The organism is Grimontia marina (assembly GCF_900060185.1).
Lineage (GTDB): Bacteria > Pseudomonadota > Gammaproteobacteria > Enterobacterales > Vibrionaceae > Enterovibrio > Enterovibrio marinus.
In genome coordinates, this window is sequence record NZ_FIZY01000022.1 from 13,870 (window position 1) to 32,112 (window position 18,243).

The following is an 18,243-nucleotide window of genomic DNA, read 5'->3' on the forward strand; positions in this document are numbered from 1 at the left end:
ACTTTGGCGTCCTTTTTCATTATGCGATCTTCGTTGGAAACGAATTCGGGCTTTCCCGGTCTCAGTGATATAGTTCATTCAATTTTTAATAAACCGTTTTGATGAAGGCTATGTCCAAAATAGGCTCACGACTTTTTGCGATTTTTGCGCTGGCGCTGATAAGTGCCCTTCCCGCCAAGGCAGAATTTACCCTTTTCAATTCTCCGGCACCGGCGGCGGGCAATGCGCCTGCGTTTGTTCCTGTGGATCAGGCATTTCCTTTCAACTTTACCCAACAAGGCGATCGGGTTTATCTCGATTGGCAAGTTCTGCCTGGCTACTATCTTTATCAGGACAAAATAGAAGTTGTTCCCAGTGACGACGCCAGAATTGGCGCGCTGGATATGCGTCAGGGACAGCCTTACCAAGACGAATTCTTCGGTGAGGTTTCAATTTACAAAGCACCGCTGACGGTAAGCGTGCCACTGCTTGAAGCGACAGATAACTCACTGCTGAAAGTCACCTACCAAGGCTGTGCAGAAGCGGGGTTCTGTTACCCGCCAGAAACCGTCACCGTCCCATTAATCGCAGTTGCCGCTGGCAGTGAAGCGCCACCGGCATCTGTCGTTAGCACGCCTGTTGAACCAGCGAAAACGGCCTCCTCTGGCTCAAGTTCGTCTTCCACAGAAGTGAGCAGCCTCGCCGATAACTGGTGGCAGCCGTTGCTGTTTTTGGGCTTGGGCATTGGTTTGGCGTTCACGCCATGTGTACTGCCGATGTACCCGATTTTGACCGGTATCGTGCTGGGTGGCGGCAAGAAAACTCACGGGCAGACCTTCCGTCTTTCCATGCTTTATGTACAGGGTATGGCGCTGACTTACACCCTGCTGGGACTGGTTGTCGCTTCGGCTGGCTTACAGTTTCAGGCGGCTTTCCAACACCCTTATGTGTTGATTGGTTTGAGTGCGCTCTTTGTGCTGCTGGCACTGTCGATGTTTGGCGTGTTTAACCTGCAACTTCCGGCCACTCTTCAAACCAAGCTAAGCGAAATCAGCAACCAGCAAAAAGGCGGGAGCAACCTTGGTGTGTTCACCATGGGCGCGATCTCTGGGTTAATTTGCTCGCCATGCACCACAGCGCCGTTATCCGGAGCACTTTTGTATGTCGCGCAAAGCGGTGATCTTCTGACAGGCGCAGTCACACTCTACGCACTGGCATTGGGTATGGGCATTCCGCTCATCATCGCGGCGATGTTTGGCAACAAACTGCTGCCTAAAGCCGGTGGCTGGATGGACAGAGTCAAAGTCTTCTTCGGTCTGGTGCTCTTGGCAGCGCCTATCTTCCTGCTGGAACGTCTGCTGCCAGAAAGCGTCAGCGTGTGGCTGTGGGCAGCCTGGATGTTGGTATCACTCGGCTGGTTGTATCACATCAGCCGTACACTCCAGCCAGGCAAGCTCGCTAGCGCACTCGGGATTATCGCGATCCTCGGCTTGAGTGGTGGTGCAGCTTACACCTATAACGCCGTATTTGCGCCTGCTGCGAAAGCCGAAGTGCCATCGGTCGAGTTCATTAAGATTGCCAATATCGACGATCTGAATCGAGAACTGGCAGCAGCCAAATCCGCAGGCAAGCCGGTGATGCTGGATTTCTATGCCGACTGGTGTGTGGCGTGTAAGGAGTTCGAGAAGTACACCTTCCACGATGCAAACGTGGCACCGGAGCTGAAAAACTTCGTTTTGCTGCAGGCTGATGTCACCGCTAACCGTCCGCAGGACATCAAAATGCTGACTTCCCTTAATGTGCTGGGTTTACCCACTATCGATTTTTGGGATGCTAACGGGAATCCACTTCCTGATGCCCGTTTGACCGGATTTATGGAAGCTAAACCCTTCCTTTTCCATCTTGAGCAAAATCAGTTGATTAACAAACAAGGCTGATTGCATACAAACTTGATCGCCCCGACATTGCCAACAAATGACGGGGGATCAAGCTCTTACTTCCTACCTATGCAAATTGATCAATCACCACCCCGATGTTAGCGTTTTTGTTAAAGAGGTATGAACGAAATCGCCATGGAAGCTCAATACACCATTGTCATCGCTGACGACCACCCTTTGTTTCGCAATGCACTGTTCCAATCTGTGCATATGGCGATCAGTGGTGCCAATTTGCTGGAAGCCGACTCGCTAGACAGTCTGACTGCCCTGCTGGAAAAAGAACCCGACATTGATTTGCTGCTGTTGGATCTGAAAATGCCTGGCGCTAATGGAATGTCCGGTCTGATCCACCTTCGCGTCCAATACCCAGAGCTTCCAATTGTGGTGATTTCAGCCAGTGAAGAGGCCAGCGTAGTCCGTCAAGTAAAAGCCAACGGTGCGATTGGTTTTATTCCGAAATCCAGTGACATGCGCGAGCTGATAAACAGCCTCAATCACGTGCTTGAGGGTGAGACGTGCTTCCCTGCCGGTATCGATTTCAGTGATGACAGCGATGAAGAGTCACTGATGGATAAGATCTCTTCTCTCACGCCACAGCAATACAAAGTGCTCAACATGCTCAATGATGGCCTGCTGAACAAGCAGATTGCTTACGAGTTGGATGTATCAGAGGCTACTATCAAAGCGCACATGACCGCGATCTTCCGTAAACTCGGGGTGAAAAACCGTACTCAGGCGGTCATTCTCTTGCAGCAAATGGACCAAGACGCTTAACGTCTCCCCGCACACCTAATTCGAAGATTTTCTCAATCCCTTTCAGGCGATGTTCAGTTAACTCGTGTACAATCACGCCTCATGGCTCGTTGCCCTGACGAGCCCCGATTGACCTTCTCTTGGTTCCAAGGAGGCCAACATGTTAAGCGCACTTATCACCCAATTTGTTGTTCTATGGGCTGTTATCGATCCTATTGGCTCAGTCCCTGTCTATCTATCACAAACCAGTCATATGTCTGAAAAGCAACGGCGAATCGTGGCTTTGAAAGCCGTTGGTATTGCAACGCTGATACTGCTGTTCTTTTTGATTGCCGGTCAGTTTTTGCTGGAAGCCATGCAAATTCCTTTGCCGGCCTTTCAGGCGGCAGGTGGACTTGTATTATTGCTGTTTGCCTTGAGTATGATCTTTGGTGAGAGCAAACCCGATCAGGAAACCAAGCTATGCAGTCACTCACTCTCACATTCTGATCTGGCTGAAGCAGCGGTATATCCTTTGGCGGTCCCTTCGATTGCCTCGCCAGGTGCAATGATGGCGATTGTCATGTTGACCGACAATCATCGTTTCGCCGTGATGGAACAGGTCGTCACCGCAGGCCTTATGCTACTAGTATTAATCGTCACTTTATTACTGCTTTTCAGCGCTGGATTTATCCATCGAATCATCGGCCGCGTGGGCGCTTCGATCATAAGCCGCGTTATGGGTCTCATCCTTGCAGCCGTTGCAACAAGTAATTTGCTTCAAGGCATACTCGACTTTTACACCTTAGCCTAAAGCCTATTAGACCTTGGTCTAGCTTAACATTTCATTAACATAACACTTTCTTGTGTCAAATCACAGAAAACTCCTGATAGCAGGAGGTTAGCCTCATTTTTCAATCGACTAAAGTTGCAGTGTCTCCTTGTGCCTTGGCTGCTATTGTCAAATCGTAACAATCCGTTAACTCGTCACTTAAGGAGATGGTGATGTCTGAGGAACAGAAACAAGATAACGCCAAAGCCTATTGGCAAAAAAACGTCAGGTTGATGATTTATCTACTTGCCGTTTGGTTCGTGGTGTCGTTTGGATGCGGCATCCTATTTGTTGATCAACTCAACGAAATTCGTATCGGCGGCTACAAGCTAGGCTTCTGGTTCGCACAACAGGGGTCAATTTATACCTTCTTGGCCATCATTTTTGTTTACGCCTTTCAGATGCGCAAACTCGATAAAGAGTTTGGCGTAGATGATGACGAGTAAGGAGCAGTAGTCATGGATTTGAAAACCGTTACTTACCTTGTCGTAGGTTTCACATTCGTTCTCTACATCGGGATCGCAATTTGGGCCCGCGCAGGTTCAACGAAAGAGTTCTATGTTGCAGGCGGTGGTGTAAACCCTGTTGCAAACGGCATGGCAACGGCAGCGGACTGGATGTCTGCAGCTTCGTTTATTTCAATGGCAGGTCTGATTGGCTTTATGGGATACGGCGGTTCTGTATTCCTGATGGGCTGGACAGGCGGCTACGTACTTCTGGCACTGCTGCTTGCGCCTTACCTGCGTAAGTTCGGTAAGTTTACTGTTCCAGAGTTTATCGGTGAGCGTTTTTACTCGAACACAGCACGTGTGGTAGCCGTAATCTGTCTGATCATCGCATCGGTAACTTACGTTATCGGTCAGATGAAGGGGGTGGGCGTAGCATTTGGTCGCTTCCTGGAAGTTGACTACGCAACAGGCCTTTACATCGGTATGGCGATCGTATTCATATACGCAGTACTTGGCGGAATGAAAGGTATCACCTATACACAGATTGCTCAGTACTGTGTCCTGATTCTGGCATACACCATTCCAGCCATCTTTATCTCGCTGCAACTGACTGGCCATCCTCTGCCACAAATTGGCTTAGGCAGCACCATGACCGGCACGGATACCTATTTGCTTGACCGGCTCGATCAGGTGGTCTCTGAACTTGGGTTCACTGAATACACCACATCAGTCCGCGGTGACACCCTTAACATGTTCGTTTACACCATGTCACTGATGATCGGTACTGCAGGTCTGCCACACGTCATCATCCGTTTCTTCACAGTACCAAAAGTACGTGATGCACGTATCTCTGCAGGTTGGGCACTGTTCTTCATCGCGATTCTGTACACCACTGCACCAGCCGTTGCAGCAATGGCGCGTCTGAACCTAATGGATACGGTGAACCCTGCACCAGGCCAGCACCTTGCGTATGACGAGCGTCCTGACTGGTTTAAGAACTGGGAAAAAACGGGTCTGCTTGGCTTTGATGACAAGAACAATGACGGCAAGATCAACTACACCTCTGACAAAGCAACGAATGAGCTGAAAGTTGACCGTGACATCATGGTTCTGGCGAACCCTGAAATCGCGAAACTGCCAAACTGGGTTATCGCGCTGGTTGCAGCGGGTGGTCTGGCAGCGGCACTATCAACAGCTGCAGGTTTGCTCCTGGCTATCTCGTCGGCGGTGTCCCATGACTTGCTGAAAGGGGTCTTCAGGCCTGATATTTCAGAGAAGAACGAGCTCATGGCAAGCCGAATAGCGATGGCGGTGGCGATTGCCTTTGCTGGTTACCTGGGTCTAAACCCACCAGGCTTCGCAGCCGGCACGGTAGCCCTCGCCTTCGGCTTGGCCGCCTCCTCTATCTTCCCTGCACTGATGATGGGTATCTTCTCTAAGACCATCAACAAGGAAGGTGCGATTGCCGGTATGATTGCTGGTATCAGTGTGACACTGTTCTATGTCTTCCAGCACAAAGGCATCCTGTTTATCGCTGACTGGAAATACCTGGAAAGCTGGGGCAGCAACTGGTTCCTGGGCATTGAGCCAAATGCATTCGGTGCGATTGGTGCGCTCGTGAACTTCATTGTTGCTATCGCGGTATCCCGCGTAACAGCTGAAACTCCACAACACGTTAAAGATCTGGTTGAACACGTTCGTATCCCTGGCGGGGCGGGCGAAGCGCAAGACCACTAATCACTGACGCTGAGCGCTTAGATAAGAGCGTCACGTTAACGCTAAAAAGCCCCGCTCAGGGGCTTTTTTTATCCTCAGAGGACGACCTCACTATGGTATGTTACCTCTTAGCCCAAGGAAGAAAGCGAACTCTTTATCATGTTAAAAAACAAACACGTAATTGCCGCCATGCTCGTGGCACCGATTCTGGCCTTGATTGCCTATTTTGGCGTGGATTTGGCTGTCAGCGAAAAGCCCCATGCTGCCAAGGAAGGGGAAACCTATAAACTCGCTGCTGACTCAAACTGTCGATACACCAGTGGTATCTGCTCGCTGGAAAATGGCGACTTCAAACTCAAGCTGCGTTCAGAAAGCCTGTCTGACAGTGAGGTGGTGTTAAAGCTGACGTCGGAATATCCGCTGGAAGGCGCAAAAATCAGCCTGATTCAGAAAGAAGGTGACCGTTCAAACCCGGTCGATATGGATGTTAATGGCACAAACGCTAAAGAATGGTGGGTAGACCTGCCAGCCCCCAACTCAGAAGACAGTGAAATCCATCTGGTGGTGAAATCAGACGGTACCTTGTATTACGGTGAAACCACCGCTGTGTTCGTAGAGTACAAAACCCTTCTTAATAAGGAGCAGCAATAAGCCACTCCTGCATATCTCAAATCAGTTTTATTAAGTGACAAGATAGAGTTTGGTGGCGGCAAGAACTTCCGCCACTCTCGCTTCATGCTCTTGCTCTGACAGCCAAAACGTCACGTCTACCCAACCGTCAGTACCCATCATATCAATCTCAACAAGCTGGATTTCCCCGGTCAATGGGACCCAGGTGCCTTCGACCCGTACCAATCCCACTTCAGTATCCAGCCTTGGAATCGTAAACGCTTCCATATCAGCTCACTCCTTGTTGAAGCAGCGCTCTTAATTTCAGCGGTTTCACCGGTTTGGCGATATAACCAAAGCCCAGTTCCCGCACAAGATTTCTTGTTTCTTGTGTTCTGTCGGCAGTGATCACTGCACCGACGAAATCATCACCCAGCATTACCCGGCAACGTTGCAAAACATCGAGCCCCGTCAGTTCTGGCGCCAGATGGTAGTCGCTGAGAATGGCATCAGGCCGCAGGCCTTGTCCAATCAGCGTAACCACACCATCAAGGTCTTCTGCCACATCAACTTGGCATCCCCACCGCGTCAGGAGACTTTCCATGCCTGCGAGGATATCCTTTTCATTATCTACACAGAGCACGCGAACCCCAGAGAGTGGCTCACTATTTTTGCCCTTTTCTTCACGCTCAACGCCAGTGTCACAAACCTGAGGCGCTGATTCGATGCGGGCTGTAATGGAAAAAACCGTCCCTTCTCCCGGCCAGGAGCGGAGGCTGAGAGGCTGATGTAGAATACGACTGATCCCGCGGGCAATCGCCAATCCAAGTCCCAGTCCAAGCTCTGCACCTTTGCGATCAATGCGGGTAAATTCGTTGAAGATATCCTGCTGCATCTCTTGCGGAATGCCTGGGCCGTTATCCCATACCTCAATTCGGCACTGGGAACCATGACGACGCACGCCCAGCAGCACCCGACCATTAGGGTTGTAGCGGAAGGAATTGGTGAGGAAATTCTGTAATACGCGGCGCAGTAATCGTCTGTCAGAACGAATTCGAAGTCCGGTGTGTTGAACCCGATAATCGATACCCTGCTCATTGGCAATCACGCCAAACTCTGCAGCCAGCGTCGAGAAGACTTCATCCAGCTCGAAGTGGGTAATTTTGGCTTTCATCTTGCCCGACTCAATACGGGAGATATCCAGCAAATCACCGATAAGGTCTTCTGCCGCACCCAATGCACTCTCGATGTGACCCGCCATTTTTTGGGTCTCTTTTTCTTCGGCCATTTCATTCAGGGATGATGCAAAAAGGCGTGCGGCATTCATCGGTTGCATCAGGTCGTGACTGACCGCAGCAAGCAATCGGCTTTTCGATTGCGATGCCTGCTCGGCTTTGGCGGTGGCACTGATAAGGCGTCGGTTAAGGGTTTCGAGCTCTTTTGTGCGCTCAATAACCCTTGCCTCCAGCGTTTCATTGGATTGCTTCAACGCTTCTTCCGCATCACGGAAGGCGGTGATGTCGGTAAAACTCATGACAAACCCGCCACCTGGCATTGGGTTACCCTGCACCTCAATCACACGGCCATCAGGGTGAACACGTGATGAAGTATGCGGCGAGCCCTTACGCAAATAGCCAACGCGCTTTTTCACGTGCTCTTCAATATCACCCGGACCACACAAACCGCGCTCGGCGTTGTAGCGCACCACATCCGCAATCGGTCTGCCGACCTGAATCAAATCTGGCGGGAAGTTAAAAAGCTCCACATAACGCTGGTTCCAGGCCACCAGCCGAAGCTGCTTATCTACCACGGAAATACCCTGACTGATGTGCTCGATTGCGCCTTGGAGCAATCCCCTGCTGAAATCGAAAAGCTCGGAGGCTTCATCGACAATGGTGGCGATTTCCTCAAGCTGCATGTTCCTGCCCTGCAACGCGGAGGTCAGTACCAGCTTGGCAGAAGACGCACCGAATACACCAGCCAATACACGTTCGGTATGGCGGATAAGCGCCGCGCTTGCCTGCTGCTGCGGCAACAAGACTTCGCCACGCTGCTCACCGAAAGCGCGGAAAGTCTGGCGCATACGGGTACGACCAACAAAGCGGGCCGCCAGCATTTCAAGCTCTGCTACTGTCACACGGCTTTGATACAGGCTGGAATCGTCCCCTTCAGGCAATGGTGTACCTACAAAACTCGCTGCTTGCAAGCGCTCACTGAGTGAAGGCCGGGTTGCCATCGACACCAGCACAAAGCAGAAGGTATTGACCATCACACTCAGGATCATGCCCCAATTCACCGGACTTAAAGATTGGAAGAACGGGATATCTGGCGGCGCCAGAATCCAAAGCACCAGGTTGGTGTCTTCGTTACCTGCCAACATACCCGTCTGCATCATTAAGGTCATCAGCCAGACAATGAAACCGGCGAAAAGCCCGGCATACACGCCTTTCTTATTGGCCTGACGCCAGTAAATTCCCGCAACCAGTGGCGGCGCGAACTGGGCAATTGCAGCAAAGGAGAGGAAGCCAATCGCCGAGAGCGACGGCACTTCCAGGATCAGTTGATAGAAGCCCCAGGCACCAATGAGCAGCAGGAAAATCAGCGCGCGACGCACGTTCAGCAAAAGGCCGGAGAACTGGGTAAAGTTGCGGTTGGAGACCCGCATTCGGCGGAGCAGTTGTGGCAAAACCAGATCGTTCGACACCATGATAGCAAGGGCGATAGTGGAAACAATCACCATACCGCTTGCCGCCGATGCACCACCCAAAAACGCCAGCAGCGCAATGCCCTCGTTTCCGGTGGATAGCGGAAGCTGGATAACATGGGTTTCAGCAGATACTTCCGGCAGGAAAGCTTGTCCTGCATACGCTAATGGCAGAACAAAAATGCCCATTAATAGCAGATAAAGCGGGAAAACCCAGCGGGCGGTGTGCAAATCCTGTGCACGGGCATTTTCCACCACCATGGTATGGAACTGGCGGGGTAAACAGATAATTGCCGCCATGGTCAGCAGAGTATGTACCAGCAATGCCCCCCAATCCAGAGAACCTACGACATTAGCTTCTTTCAGTGTCGGTAGCGGTCCTGGCGCATCCAGCAGCAAGCCCACAGCAAAGAAGCCCACAACCAAAAAGGCCACAAGCTTAACGATGGACTCAAAGGCCACCGCCATCATCATGCCGCGGTGGTGCTCGGTAGAATCAATATGACGGGTACCAAAGAGGACAGTAAACATCGCCAGTGACATGCAGACCAGCCAGGCAATTTGCCCTTCATTGAGCCCAGCACTCTCTCCAATATCCGGCGCAATCACATCCAACCCCATGGTGATCCCGCGAAGCTGCAGGGCGATGTAAGGCAGAATACCGACCACCGCAATCACGGTCACCATCACCGCCAAGCCTTGGGATTTCCCGTATCTGGCAGCAATAAAGTCGGCAATCGAGGTGATATGTTCCCGTTTGGCAATCAGAATAATCCGGGCGAGAAACCGCCAGCCAATGGTAAAGACAAGAATGGGCGCAAGGTAGATAGGCAGAAATGACCAAGGTTGACTCGATGCCTGCCCGACAGTGCCAAAGAAGGTCCAAGAGGTACAATAAACTGCGATAGAAAGACTGTATATCCAAGGACGCCAGCCACGAAGCCAGCGCGGTCGACTATCTCCATACCAGGCGATAAGAAACAAAACGCCCAGGTATGCCAGTGCCACCGGCACCACTATCCATCCCGCCGACATAATCCCTTCCATGACAAACTTTTAACTAGAGTCTGTTTACCATGCTCTCAGTTGTACAACAACGCGCCACTTTATCTCCGTGAGCGAGCTCTAAATGCGTACCGCAAATTCAGGACCTTACTACTTCTTCCGCAGTGTCGGTTTTCAATGTCAGAAGGAGAACAGGCAAGCCAAGAAGCGCCATGGCGTAGAAACTGTCTCCGCCTAACTGTTCGTAGAGTTCACCGCTCACGACCGTCAGAAGTGCCATGACCACCCCCATAGGGATTGCGCTATACAGCGCCTGCAGTGCCATGACTTTATCGCTCGCTTGCTGTTGGATATAACGCATCGAGGCAATATGGGCGACACCAAAAGTCAGACCATGGAGTGACTGCGCGGCAAAGAGCACACCGAGATCAGTGCTCCACGCCGTCAAACACCAACGCAGAATCACCGCCAGCGCTGCCAGCCGAAACAGTGATTGCACCTGCCATTTTCCGAAAAACTTAGCGGCCAGTGCAAACATCATCACTTCCACCACTACGCCAAAGCTCCACAGGTAACCCACCATCACATCGGAAACGCTTGCCTGGGTCCAATGAATCGCACTGAATGCATAATAAGCAGCGTGGCTGCCTTGAATGAAGGAGACGATAGCAAGAAACACCAACACGGATTTCACGCGAAGCACCTGAAGCAATGGCGTTCTAACCATCGCTTGGGTTCCTTCTTTCGCGGGTAGTTGCTGAGGCGAAGACAGGCTCCAACACCAGGTCAACAGTAATGCCCCGGCAGCGAGAGGTACAATGATTTGCGGACCAAATCGTTCCACCAGCGTTCCTGCCATCATGGAACCCACCACAAACGCCAGCGAGCCCCAGAGCCTCGCCCGTCCATAATCAATCAGTTCCCTTCGGTTGTAATGATTGGCTAATGCATCTGAAACGGGAATGGACGGCCCAATCACGCTGTTAATCGCAATAGAAAGCGCGGTTAGCCATAGTAAATCCGGCGTTGCCATCAAATGCAGAAAACCAATCACTGTGGCTAAAAATGACAGCCACCGAATAGCGGGAAGCAAATGCTCGGGTAAGTAAAAACGGGGGTTAGGGTGAAGTTCACCACAAATCGCGCCATCACACCCGCACCCAACACAATGCCAATGTCATCTGCAGAGAGGCCAAGCCATGCCAACCATACTGACCAAAAAGGCAGATAAACCCCGAACGCAAAAAAGTAGGCGCCGTAATAGATAGATAGCCAATGGTAAGGGGTGGGACGGAGGTAACTCATTCTGGCGCATCCTTTCTGCCGCAACGAGGGTGGCTATTTTGACAGCGATTCATCCAAACTTACAGTCTCAACTTAGCATGGATTAATAGACTAAAGTCGGCTGGCAAGGTGGATTGCCGTGCGACACACTGATAGTTGCAAAGACGCGCTGCGCGCGTGGTTAATAACACGGAGTTTGCCACCATGCCTGAACCGTTCGACACTTCCTCGCCCCCGTTTGACCGCCTTGATGCCAAGCAAGCCAAGCATCTGCTGTCCTCATTGGATGTCGCCTATTACCGCCGCGGTGATGTACTGATAGAAAAAGGGGAAGGCAATGATGCCCTTTATATCGTCATCAAAGGACGCGTTCAGGAAGTTAACCCTGATACCAAGGAAGTGCAGGCGCAGTATATTAAAGACGATCTGTTTGATGCCCGTGCACTACTGAAAGGCCATGCGCACCACAGATACCGCGTGGTAGAAGACACGCTTTGTTATGTGCTGCCAAAAGCGGTGTTTCTCGAACTCTATGGCCAAAACCAGTCGTTTGCTGACTACTTCAATACCAGTTTCAGTAAACGAAAACGCATGCTGGAAAAGGCACAACAACAGCAGAACCTTGCCGAATTCATCCTGACTCAGGTGGATGAAACCAACATCCAGCCCATCATGACCATGCCCCATGGCACCTCGATTCGGGAAGCGACATTGAATCTTCGCCGCGAGCGTCAGGACTGCGCACTGGTCGCCCTCGAAGCTAAGCCGCACGATATCGGCATCATCACCCGAACCAACTTGCTGCACGCATTGGTTGAGGATGGCTGCACCTTAGCATCTCACATCGGTGAAGTCGCCACCTCTCCGGTCATCAGTGTCGAGATGGGCGAGTACCTGTTCAACGTGATGATCCTGATGACCCGCGACCGGGTAAAACGGGTGCGCGTCACCGAAGATGGCGAGACGGTCGGCATGCTGGATATGACTCAGGTGCTGAGTCTCTTTTCCACGCACTCTCACGTACTCACACTCCAAATAAACCGCGCGCACTCGATTGAGGAACTCGCGATCGCGGCCAATAACCAACATCAGCTCGTCGCCAATCTCACGAATAACGGCATCCACACCCAGTTTGTCATGGAGCTGATTTCCGCTGTCAACGAACAGATCATCGAAAAAGCCTTCCGTCTCACCATTCCAGAAAGCTTTCACAATCAATGCTGCCTGTTTGTGATGGGCTCGGAGGGTCGTGGTGAACAGGTACTGAAAACCGATCAGGATAACGGACTCATTCTCGCTGACGATGCCGATTGGCCCGACGTTCAACATTACATGGAAAGATTCAGTGAAGTGCTGAGTCGTCTCGGCTACCCGCCCTGCCCCGGCAATGTCATGGTTAACAATCCGCGCTGGGTGAAAACCCTATCTGAGTGGATGAAAGAAATGGTCGCCCTGAGCAAAATTTCTGACGAACGCACCCTGATGGACCTGGCCATCATCGCAGACAGTCATGCGGTAGCTGGTAACAAAGCGTTACTGGAACCCGTGATGGAAAAGCTCCATGCCACGCTCAAAAACAACATGCTGACGCTCAATACCTTCGTCCGTCCCTGCCTTGCGTTCCTTGTTCCCCTCACGCTTTTCGGTAGCTTAAAGGCGGATAAAGAAGGTTTAGATGTCAAAAAAGGCGGTATTTTCCCGCTGGTGCATGGCGTTCGCACCTTGGCGCTGGAAAAAGGACTCACCGAGACCAACACCTTTGAAAGACTGGATGCGCTGGTCGAATGCAAGGCACTGGATCAGGAAACCGCCAATAACCTCTCTGAAGCGCTAAAGCTTTTCGTGAAGGTGCGCCTGAAACAACAGCTCGACAGTGATGCCAGCACGGGTAACCAGTTAGACGTCACCCAGCTTTCACGCACAGAACGGGATTTGCTGCGAGATTGCCTCGGCGTGGTGAAAAAGTTCAAAGAACGGCTGGCTTCGCACTATCAGGTAAGGGACTAGCATGAACCTGGTGGAAAGGCTATGGCTCAGGTACAAGTGGCGCAACAGCGAGTATGCACCGCTATTTTCCGCTCCCAATGATGGAGAGTTGGTGTCATTGGATTGTGAAACCACCAGCCTGGACCCACACAAAGCCGAACTGGTGACTATCGCTGCGACTAAAATCCGCGGCAATAAAATTGTCACCAGCGAGCCTTTGACCATTTCCCTTCGCGCGCCCAGCTCTCTGAACGCACAGTCGGTAAAAATTCATGGCATCCGACACCAGGATCTGAGCGATGGTGTGACGGAAAAAGAGGCCATGCTCAAACTTATCGAGTTTATTGGTAACCGCCCCATTGTTGGGTATTACATCCAGTACGACAAAGCAATCCTTGACCGCTATGCCAAAAAGCATCTTGGCTTCAAACTGCCTAACCGCACGATAGAAGTGAGTGATATATACCGTCGCAAGCTGGAACACATTCTGCCGAATGCCTATTACGACCTGAGTATGGAGGCGATAGGACACCACCTCGACCTGCCCCTTTCCGGGCGGCATGACGCGCTCGATGATGCCATTAGTGCGGCGCTGATCTATGTTCGACTAAAGTACGGTGATATACCAATGCCCACTTATTGATAATTTCCTCGCAACCCGCTGCATGTAAATGAGAGCGACGCCTCACTGTGACTGTTGAAAGGTCACAAAACCCAGAGAAAACGGCCTCTTCATCCTAAAGTCTAATTGTCGAGAATCCCTAACTATCCGACCTTAATGGAACAAGACCGTTAGACCGTACCCTATATTCTAATTTGTCGTGGTCGAATATTTGACGATGCCAGACAGCATCACGCAGGAACACAAGGAGAAAGATAATGAGTGAGGTTCACCTGCATCCGGTAATGCCGGAAATCGAAGCCAAAGCGCACGCAAACAATGACACTTACCGCGAGATGTATCAGCAGTCTGTTGTTAACCCAGAAGGATTCTGGCGTGAGAATGGCCAGATCGTAGATTGGATCAAACCTTTCACTAAGGTGAAAAATACCTCTTTTGATACCGGCCATGTCGACATCAGATGGTTCGAGGACGGTACGCTAAACGTTTCTGCCAACTGTATTGACCGCCACCTTGAAGCAAAAGGTGATCAGGTTGCCCTGATCTGGGAAGGCGATGACCCAAATGACGACAAAACCCTGACTTACAAAGAACTGCACACTGAAGTGTGTAAGTTCGCTAATGCACTGAAAGGCCAAGGCGTGCGCAAAGGCGATGTTGTGTGTCTTTACATGCCTATGGTGATGGAAGCGGCGATTGCGATGCTGGCATGTACCCGCATCGGTGCCGTTCACACCATCGTATTCGGTGGTTTCTCTCCAGAAGCACTGGCTGGTCGTATCGTCGACTCAAACGCGAAAGTGGTTGTCACTGCCGATGAAGGTGTACGTGGCGGCCGCGCAGTACCATTAAAACAAAACGTAGATGCAGCGCTTGCAAACCCATCAGTCACTTCAGTTGAAAAAGTGGTGGTTTACCAACGCACTGGTAACAATGTTGAGTGGAATTCTTGCCGTGATGTATGGTGGCATGAAGCAACCGCAGTCGTGTCTGATAACTGTGAACCGGAAGAGATGAACGCAGAAGACCCACTGTTCATCCTTTACACCTCAGGCTCTACCGGTACGCCAAAAGGTGTTCTTCACACCACAGGTGGTTACCTGGTTTATGCGACCATGACCTTCAAGTACGTCTTCGACTACCAGGAGGGTGAAGTCTTCTGGTGTACCGCAGATGTGGGTTGGATCACCGGTCACAGCTACCTGATCTACGGACCACTGGCGAACGGTGCCAAAACCATCCTATTCGAAGGCGTACCTAACTACCCATCAACTGCCCGTATGAGCGAAGTGGTTGATAAGCATCAGGTGAACATTCTGTACACCGCACCAACCGCAATCCGCGCCCTGATGGCGAAAGGTAACGAAGCGGTTGAAGGCACCAAGCGTGACTCACTGCGCATCATGGGTTCTGTGGGTGAGCCAATCAACCCAGAAGCGTGGGAGTGGTACTACAAGACTATCGGCGACAGCAAGTGTCCTATCGTGGATACCTGGTGGCAAACCGAAACCGGCGGCATCCTGATCACGCCATTGCCAGGCGCTACCGCATTGAAGCCAGGTTCGGCAACTCGTCCGTTCTTCGGTGTTCAGCCTGCACTGGTTGATAACATGGGTAACATCATCGAAGGCGCGACCGAAGGTAACCTGGTCATGCTGGATTCTTGGCCGGGCCAGATGCGTACCGTTAACGGTGACCACGAGCGTTTCGAGCAGACTTACTTCTCAACCTTCAAAGGCATGTACTTCACTGGTGACGGTGCACGTCGTGATGAAGACGGTTACTACTGGATCACAGGCCGTGTAGATGACGTACTGAACGTTTCCGGTCACCGCATGGGTACTGCAGAAATCGAATCAGCACTCGTGGCATTCGACAAGATTGCAGAAGCGGCAATTGTTGGTGTTCCACACGACATCAAAGGTCAGGCTATCTATGCCTACATCACGCTTAATTCAGGTGAAGTGCCAAGTGCTGAATTGACCAAAGAAGTGAAAGACTGGGTACGTAAGGAAATCGGTCCTATCGCAACACCAGATTTCATCCACTGGACAGACGCACTGCCGAAAACCCGCTCAGGAAAAATCATGCGTCGTATCCTGCGTAAGATTGCAACCGGCGATACTGGTAGCTTGGGTGACACTTCTACCCTGGCGGACCCAAGCGTGGTCGACAAACTTATCGCAGAGAAATCCAGCGTGGTATAACCACCAAGCTTTGATCCCGAAGGGCCGCTATACGCGGCCCTTTTTTTGGCTGAAATGCATGACCACAGGCTTGGGTGGCATCAATCGCGCTAACAGGTTATCGCGCAGCCAGAACTGGTGATACAAAGCGGCACCGATGTGCATGACCACGACAATCCCCAACACCGCACAGCTTGCCCGGTGAACAAAGAAGAAGAAATCATTAATGACCATATCAGTGACCGGATTAGGTATCTTCACCAGCCAGAAGAACCAGTAAGGCTCTTTGAGCATCAAATATCCGGAAACAAACACTAAGAACATTAAAAGGTAGATAACACTGTGGATGAACTTGGCGATGTTTTTTTCAAACGTAGTCGTTGAGTTAACCGACTCAACCTTTGGGCGAAAATAACTCCAAACCCATCGCATGATGAACAAGACAGTACCTATCGTTGCAAATGACATGTTCAGCACGGATAGCACATCAAACGCCTTCGTCCCCACCACCAAATGCATGACATAACCCGCCACCGTCGTATAGATGATGATGGCCGCCATACTCCAATGTAACAGTCGACTCAATGAGTCATAGCGCTTCTGAATCATATTCCCCTCCCAATAATCTTGGGGCTCGCACCCAATGACGCTTGCTAAAGCGAGGTGTTACAGCACCTCAATGCCTTAATTATCGTACACGTGAATCATTTTTTGAGCGCCTGGTTGATTAGTTTTTAGATAGTGCGGTATCGCTTCCGTAAACAGAACGCCATTCCATTTAAAAACCTAAAACCCCGCTACATTGAGCCAGAAATAAAAAACAGTGGATTATATGGCATGAAAATTGAGCCTGACTGCTCACCTTGACTAACTATTTCATCCATAAGCCGTTTCGATTTAATGTCTCAATAATTAGACAAAAGGAGCGCCAAAGAGGTCGGTAAGATGAGTGGCGCAAAACAGTGCGTTTAAAACGCCGGATGAGATCTGCCTAACAGATTCACCCTCCTAACTGGTCATTTCGTGAACTACTGCCACGAAATGTCTGTCATATCTGCGTAATCTGTATGCTGGATTGTCAGATTTTGTCTGATAAGACCAGTATTTTGCTGCCATTTGCGGTGAATTCTCTATAATTGCGAATCAGCAGATGGCCGGAGTGCCATTTTTCAGGTTCTCGCACCCTTGGGTGCTGAAAAGCAGAAGTTAACGCCTTTTCGCAACAAGAACAGGAACAAAGCGATCAATATGACGACAAATCGCAAAGTTTTACTTATCAATGGTCCGAACCTGAACATGCTTGGGGTTCGCGAACCAGGCCATTACGGACAGCAATCGTTAGATCAGATCGTCGCCGATCTGACGACACTCGCAGCATCTTTCAATATCCAACTTGAACACGTGCAATCCAATGCGGAGCACGTCCTGATTGATACCCTCCATCAGGCCATGGGAAAGGTTGATTTCATCATTATCAATCCAGCCGCGTTCACGCACACCAGCGTGGCGTTGCGAGATGCCCTTCTCGCTGTCGGCATTCCCTTTATTGAGGTGCACCTTTCAAACGTTTACGCCCGTGAGCCATTTCGCCATCACTCTTACTTCTCTGATAAAGCAGAAGGCGTGATTGTCGGGCTGGGCGCTGACGGTTATGAATTTGCTCTACGTGCAGTCGCCAAGCGTCTGCAAGCAGAGAACAACTGAACAATAATTTCAAAGAGATAGACATCATGGATATTCGTAAAATCAAAAAACTGATTGAGCTTGTTGAAGAATCTGGCATCGCTGAGCTGGAAATCTCTGAAGGTGAAGAATCAGTACGCATCAGCCGCGCAACCGCGCCAGTTGCCACTCAGGTTTACGCAGCACCCGCAGCGGCTCCTGCTCCAGTAGCGGCACCAGCAGCTCCTGCGGCGGCTCCGGCAGCAGCAGAAGCACCAGCAGCTGAAGCAGAAGTTCCGGGTCACAAGGTTCTATCTCCAATGGTGGGTACTTTCTACCGCTCTCCAAGCCCAGAAGCGAAGTCTTTCGTTGAAGTGGGTCAATCAGTCAACGTTGGCGATACCCTTTGCATCGTTGAAGCGATGAAAATGATGAACCAAATCCAAGCAGACAAAGCGGGCGTAGTGAAAGCTATCCTGTGTGAAGACGGCCAAGCAGTAGAGTTTGACCAAGCTCTGGTCATCATCGAGTAATCGAGGA

The 18,243-nt window shown here is 50.9% G+C and carries 16 protein-coding genes; 11 read left to right on the forward strand and 5 right to left on the reverse strand.

Going from position 1 to position 18,243, the window contains the following annotated elements:
* The first annotated feature begins 110 nt into the window (after positions 1-110).
* From GMA8713_RS12660 to GMA8713_RS12685, 6 genes are all read left to right on the forward strand, one after another.
* On the forward strand, positions 111-1,916 hold the full coding sequence (locus GMA8713_RS12660; RefSeq protein WP_232314433.1) for a protein-disulfide reductase DsbD: 1,806 nt from the start codon (positions 111-113) through the stop codon (positions 1,914-1,916).
* A gap of 135 nt (positions 1,917-2,051) precedes the next feature.
* The gene (locus tag GMA8713_RS12665; RefSeq protein ID WP_062710379.1) at positions 2,052-2,690 is read left to right on the forward strand and encodes a response regulator transcription factor; all 639 of its coding nucleotides are present in this window, start codon (positions 2,052-2,054) and stop codon (positions 2,688-2,690) included.
* A 139-nt stretch (positions 2,691-2,829) separates the two neighbouring features.
* Positions 2,830-3,462, forward strand: coding sequence for a MarC family protein (locus GMA8713_RS12670; RefSeq protein WP_062710230.1), 633 nt, complete (start codon positions 2,830-2,832; stop codon positions 3,460-3,462).
* A 191-nt stretch (positions 3,463-3,653) separates the two neighbouring features.
* Positions 3,654-3,926 (forward strand): DUF4212 domain-containing protein, encoded by a 273-nt coding sequence (locus tag GMA8713_RS12675; RefSeq protein ID WP_062710233.1) that lies wholly within the window; start codon positions 3,654-3,656, stop codon positions 3,924-3,926.
* A 12-nt stretch (positions 3,927-3,938) separates the two neighbouring features.
* Positions 3,939-5,666 carry a sodium:solute symporter family protein gene (locus GMA8713_RS12680; protein WP_062710236.1) on the forward strand — a complete coding sequence of 576 codons (1,728 nt, stop codon included), beginning with the start codon at positions 3,939-3,941 and terminating at the stop codon, positions 5,664-5,666.
* A 138-nt stretch (positions 5,667-5,804) separates the two neighbouring features.
* Positions 5,805-6,296, forward strand: a complete 492-nt coding sequence (locus GMA8713_RS12685; RefSeq protein WP_062710241.1) for a hypothetical protein — start codon at positions 5,805-5,807, stop codon at positions 6,294-6,296.
* 30 nt (positions 6,297-6,326) lie between these two features.
* Here the strand turns inward: GMA8713_RS12685 and GMA8713_RS12690 are convergent, their stop codons facing one another.
* From GMA8713_RS12690 to GMA8713_RS28120, 4 genes are all read right to left on the reverse strand, one after another.
* A complete protein-coding gene (locus tag GMA8713_RS12690) occupies positions 6,327-6,542 on the reverse strand; it encodes a hypothetical protein (protein ID WP_062710244.1) in 216 nt (71 codons plus the stop codon).
* Between the two features lies 1 nt (position 6,543).
* A complete protein-coding gene (locus tag GMA8713_RS12695) occupies positions 6,544-9,993 on the reverse strand; it encodes a PAS domain-containing hybrid sensor histidine kinase/response regulator (protein WP_062710247.1) in 3,450 nt (1,149 codons plus the stop codon).
* Between the two features lie 109 nt (positions 9,994-10,102).
* Complete coding sequence (locus GMA8713_RS12700; protein ID WP_232314434.1) at positions 10,103-11,056, reverse strand: 3-phenylpropionate MFS transporter; 954 nt, start codon at positions 11,054-11,056, stop codon at positions 10,103-10,105.
* Entirely contained in the window at positions 11,023-11,268 is a 246-nt protein-coding gene (locus tag GMA8713_RS28120) for an MFS transporter (protein ID WP_157515602.1), read from the reverse strand. The genes GMA8713_RS12700 and GMA8713_RS28120 overlap by 34 nt, the downstream gene beginning before the upstream one ends.
* Before the next feature lie 183 nt (positions 11,269-11,451).
* Between GMA8713_RS28120 and GMA8713_RS12705 the strand changes: the two genes are divergently transcribed.
* From GMA8713_RS12705 to acs, 3 genes are all read left to right on the forward strand, one after another.
* Positions 11,452-13,254: a DUF294 nucleotidyltransferase-like domain-containing protein gene (locus tag GMA8713_RS12705; RefSeq protein ID WP_062710250.1), complete on the forward strand. Its 1,803-nt coding sequence runs from the start codon at positions 11,452-11,454 to the stop codon at positions 13,252-13,254.
* A gap of 1 nt (position 13,255) precedes the next feature.
* The gene (locus GMA8713_RS12710) at positions 13,256-13,876 is read left to right on the forward strand and encodes a 3'-5' exonuclease (RefSeq protein WP_062710253.1); all 621 of its coding nucleotides are present in this window, start codon (positions 13,256-13,258) and stop codon (positions 13,874-13,876) included.
* A 236-nt stretch (positions 13,877-14,112) separates the two neighbouring features.
* Positions 14,113-16,062 (forward strand): acetate--CoA ligase, encoded by a 1,950-nt coding sequence (gene acs / locus GMA8713_RS12715; RefSeq protein WP_062710256.1) that lies wholly within the window; start codon positions 14,113-14,115, stop codon positions 16,060-16,062.
* Positions 16,063-16,089: 27 nt separating this feature from the next.
* On the opposite strand, the gene GMA8713_RS12720 is transcribed toward acs, so the two are convergent.
* The gene (locus tag GMA8713_RS12720) at positions 16,090-16,650 is read right to left on the reverse strand and encodes a cytochrome b (protein WP_046303622.1); all 561 of its coding nucleotides are present in this window, start codon (positions 16,648-16,650) and stop codon (positions 16,090-16,092) included.
* A 639-nt stretch (positions 16,651-17,289) separates the two neighbouring features.
* Between GMA8713_RS12720 and aroQ the strand changes: the two genes are divergently transcribed.
* Both aroQ and accB read left to right on the forward strand, forming a co-directional pair.
* Positions 17,290-17,745 carry a type II 3-dehydroquinate dehydratase gene (gene aroQ, locus GMA8713_RS12725; RefSeq protein WP_062710384.1) on the forward strand — a complete coding sequence of 152 codons (456 nt, stop codon included), beginning with the start codon at positions 17,290-17,292 and terminating at the stop codon, positions 17,743-17,745.
* A gap of 26 nt (positions 17,746-17,771) precedes the next feature.
* Positions 17,772-18,236, forward strand: a complete 465-nt coding sequence (accB, locus tag GMA8713_RS12730; RefSeq protein WP_062710259.1) for an acetyl-CoA carboxylase biotin carboxyl carrier protein — start codon at positions 17,772-17,774, stop codon at positions 18,234-18,236.
* Positions 18,237-18,243 lie beyond the last annotated feature (7 nt).

Bases quoted from the DNA above. Each gene is read 5' to 3' on its own strand.
- GMA8713_RS12660 (WP_232314433.1), top strand. From the start codon at position 111: ATGTCCAAAATAGGCTCACGACTTTTTGCGATTTTTGCGCTGGCGCTG.
- GMA8713_RS12665 (WP_062710379.1), top strand. From the start codon at position 2,052: ATGGAAGCTCAATACACCATTGTCATCGCTGACGACCACCCTTTGTTT.
- GMA8713_RS12670 (WP_062710230.1), top strand. From the start codon at position 2,830: ATGTTAAGCGCACTTATCACCCAATTTGTTGTTCTATGGGCTGTTATC.
- GMA8713_RS12675 (WP_062710233.1), top strand. From the start codon at position 3,654: ATGTCTGAGGAACAGAAACAAGATAACGCCAAAGCCTATTGGCAAAAA.
- GMA8713_RS12680 (WP_062710236.1), top strand. From the start codon at position 3,939: ATGGATTTGAAAACCGTTACTTACCTTGTCGTAGGTTTCACATTCGTT.
- GMA8713_RS12685 (WP_062710241.1), top strand. From the start codon at position 5,805: ATGTTAAAAAACAAACACGTAATTGCCGCCATGCTCGTGGCACCGATT.
- GMA8713_RS12690 (WP_062710244.1), bottom strand. From the start codon at position 6,542: ATGGAAGCGTTTACGATTCCAAGGCTGGATACTGAAGTGGGATTGGTA.
- GMA8713_RS12695 (WP_062710247.1), bottom strand. From the start codon at position 9,993: ATGTCGGCGGGATGGATAGTGGTGCCGGTGGCACTGGCATACCTGGGC.
- GMA8713_RS28120 (WP_157515602.1), bottom strand. From the start codon at position 11,268: ATGAGTTACCTCCGTCCCACCCCTTACCATTGGCTATCTATCTATTAC.
- GMA8713_RS12705 (WP_062710250.1), top strand. From the start codon at position 11,452: ATGCCTGAACCGTTCGACACTTCCTCGCCCCCGTTTGACCGCCTTGAT.
- GMA8713_RS12710 (WP_062710253.1), top strand. From the start codon at position 13,256: ATGAACCTGGTGGAAAGGCTATGGCTCAGGTACAAGTGGCGCAACAGC.
- acs (WP_062710256.1), top strand. From the start codon at position 14,113: ATGAGTGAGGTTCACCTGCATCCGGTAATGCCGGAAATCGAAGCCAAA.
- GMA8713_RS12720 (WP_046303622.1), bottom strand. From the start codon at position 16,650: ATGATTCAGAAGCGCTATGACTCATTGAGTCGACTGTTACATTGGAGT.
- aroQ (WP_062710384.1), top strand. From the start codon at position 17,290: ATGACGACAAATCGCAAAGTTTTACTTATCAATGGTCCGAACCTGAAC.
- accB (WP_062710259.1), top strand. From the start codon at position 17,772: ATGGATATTCGTAAAATCAAAAAACTGATTGAGCTTGTTGAAGAATCT.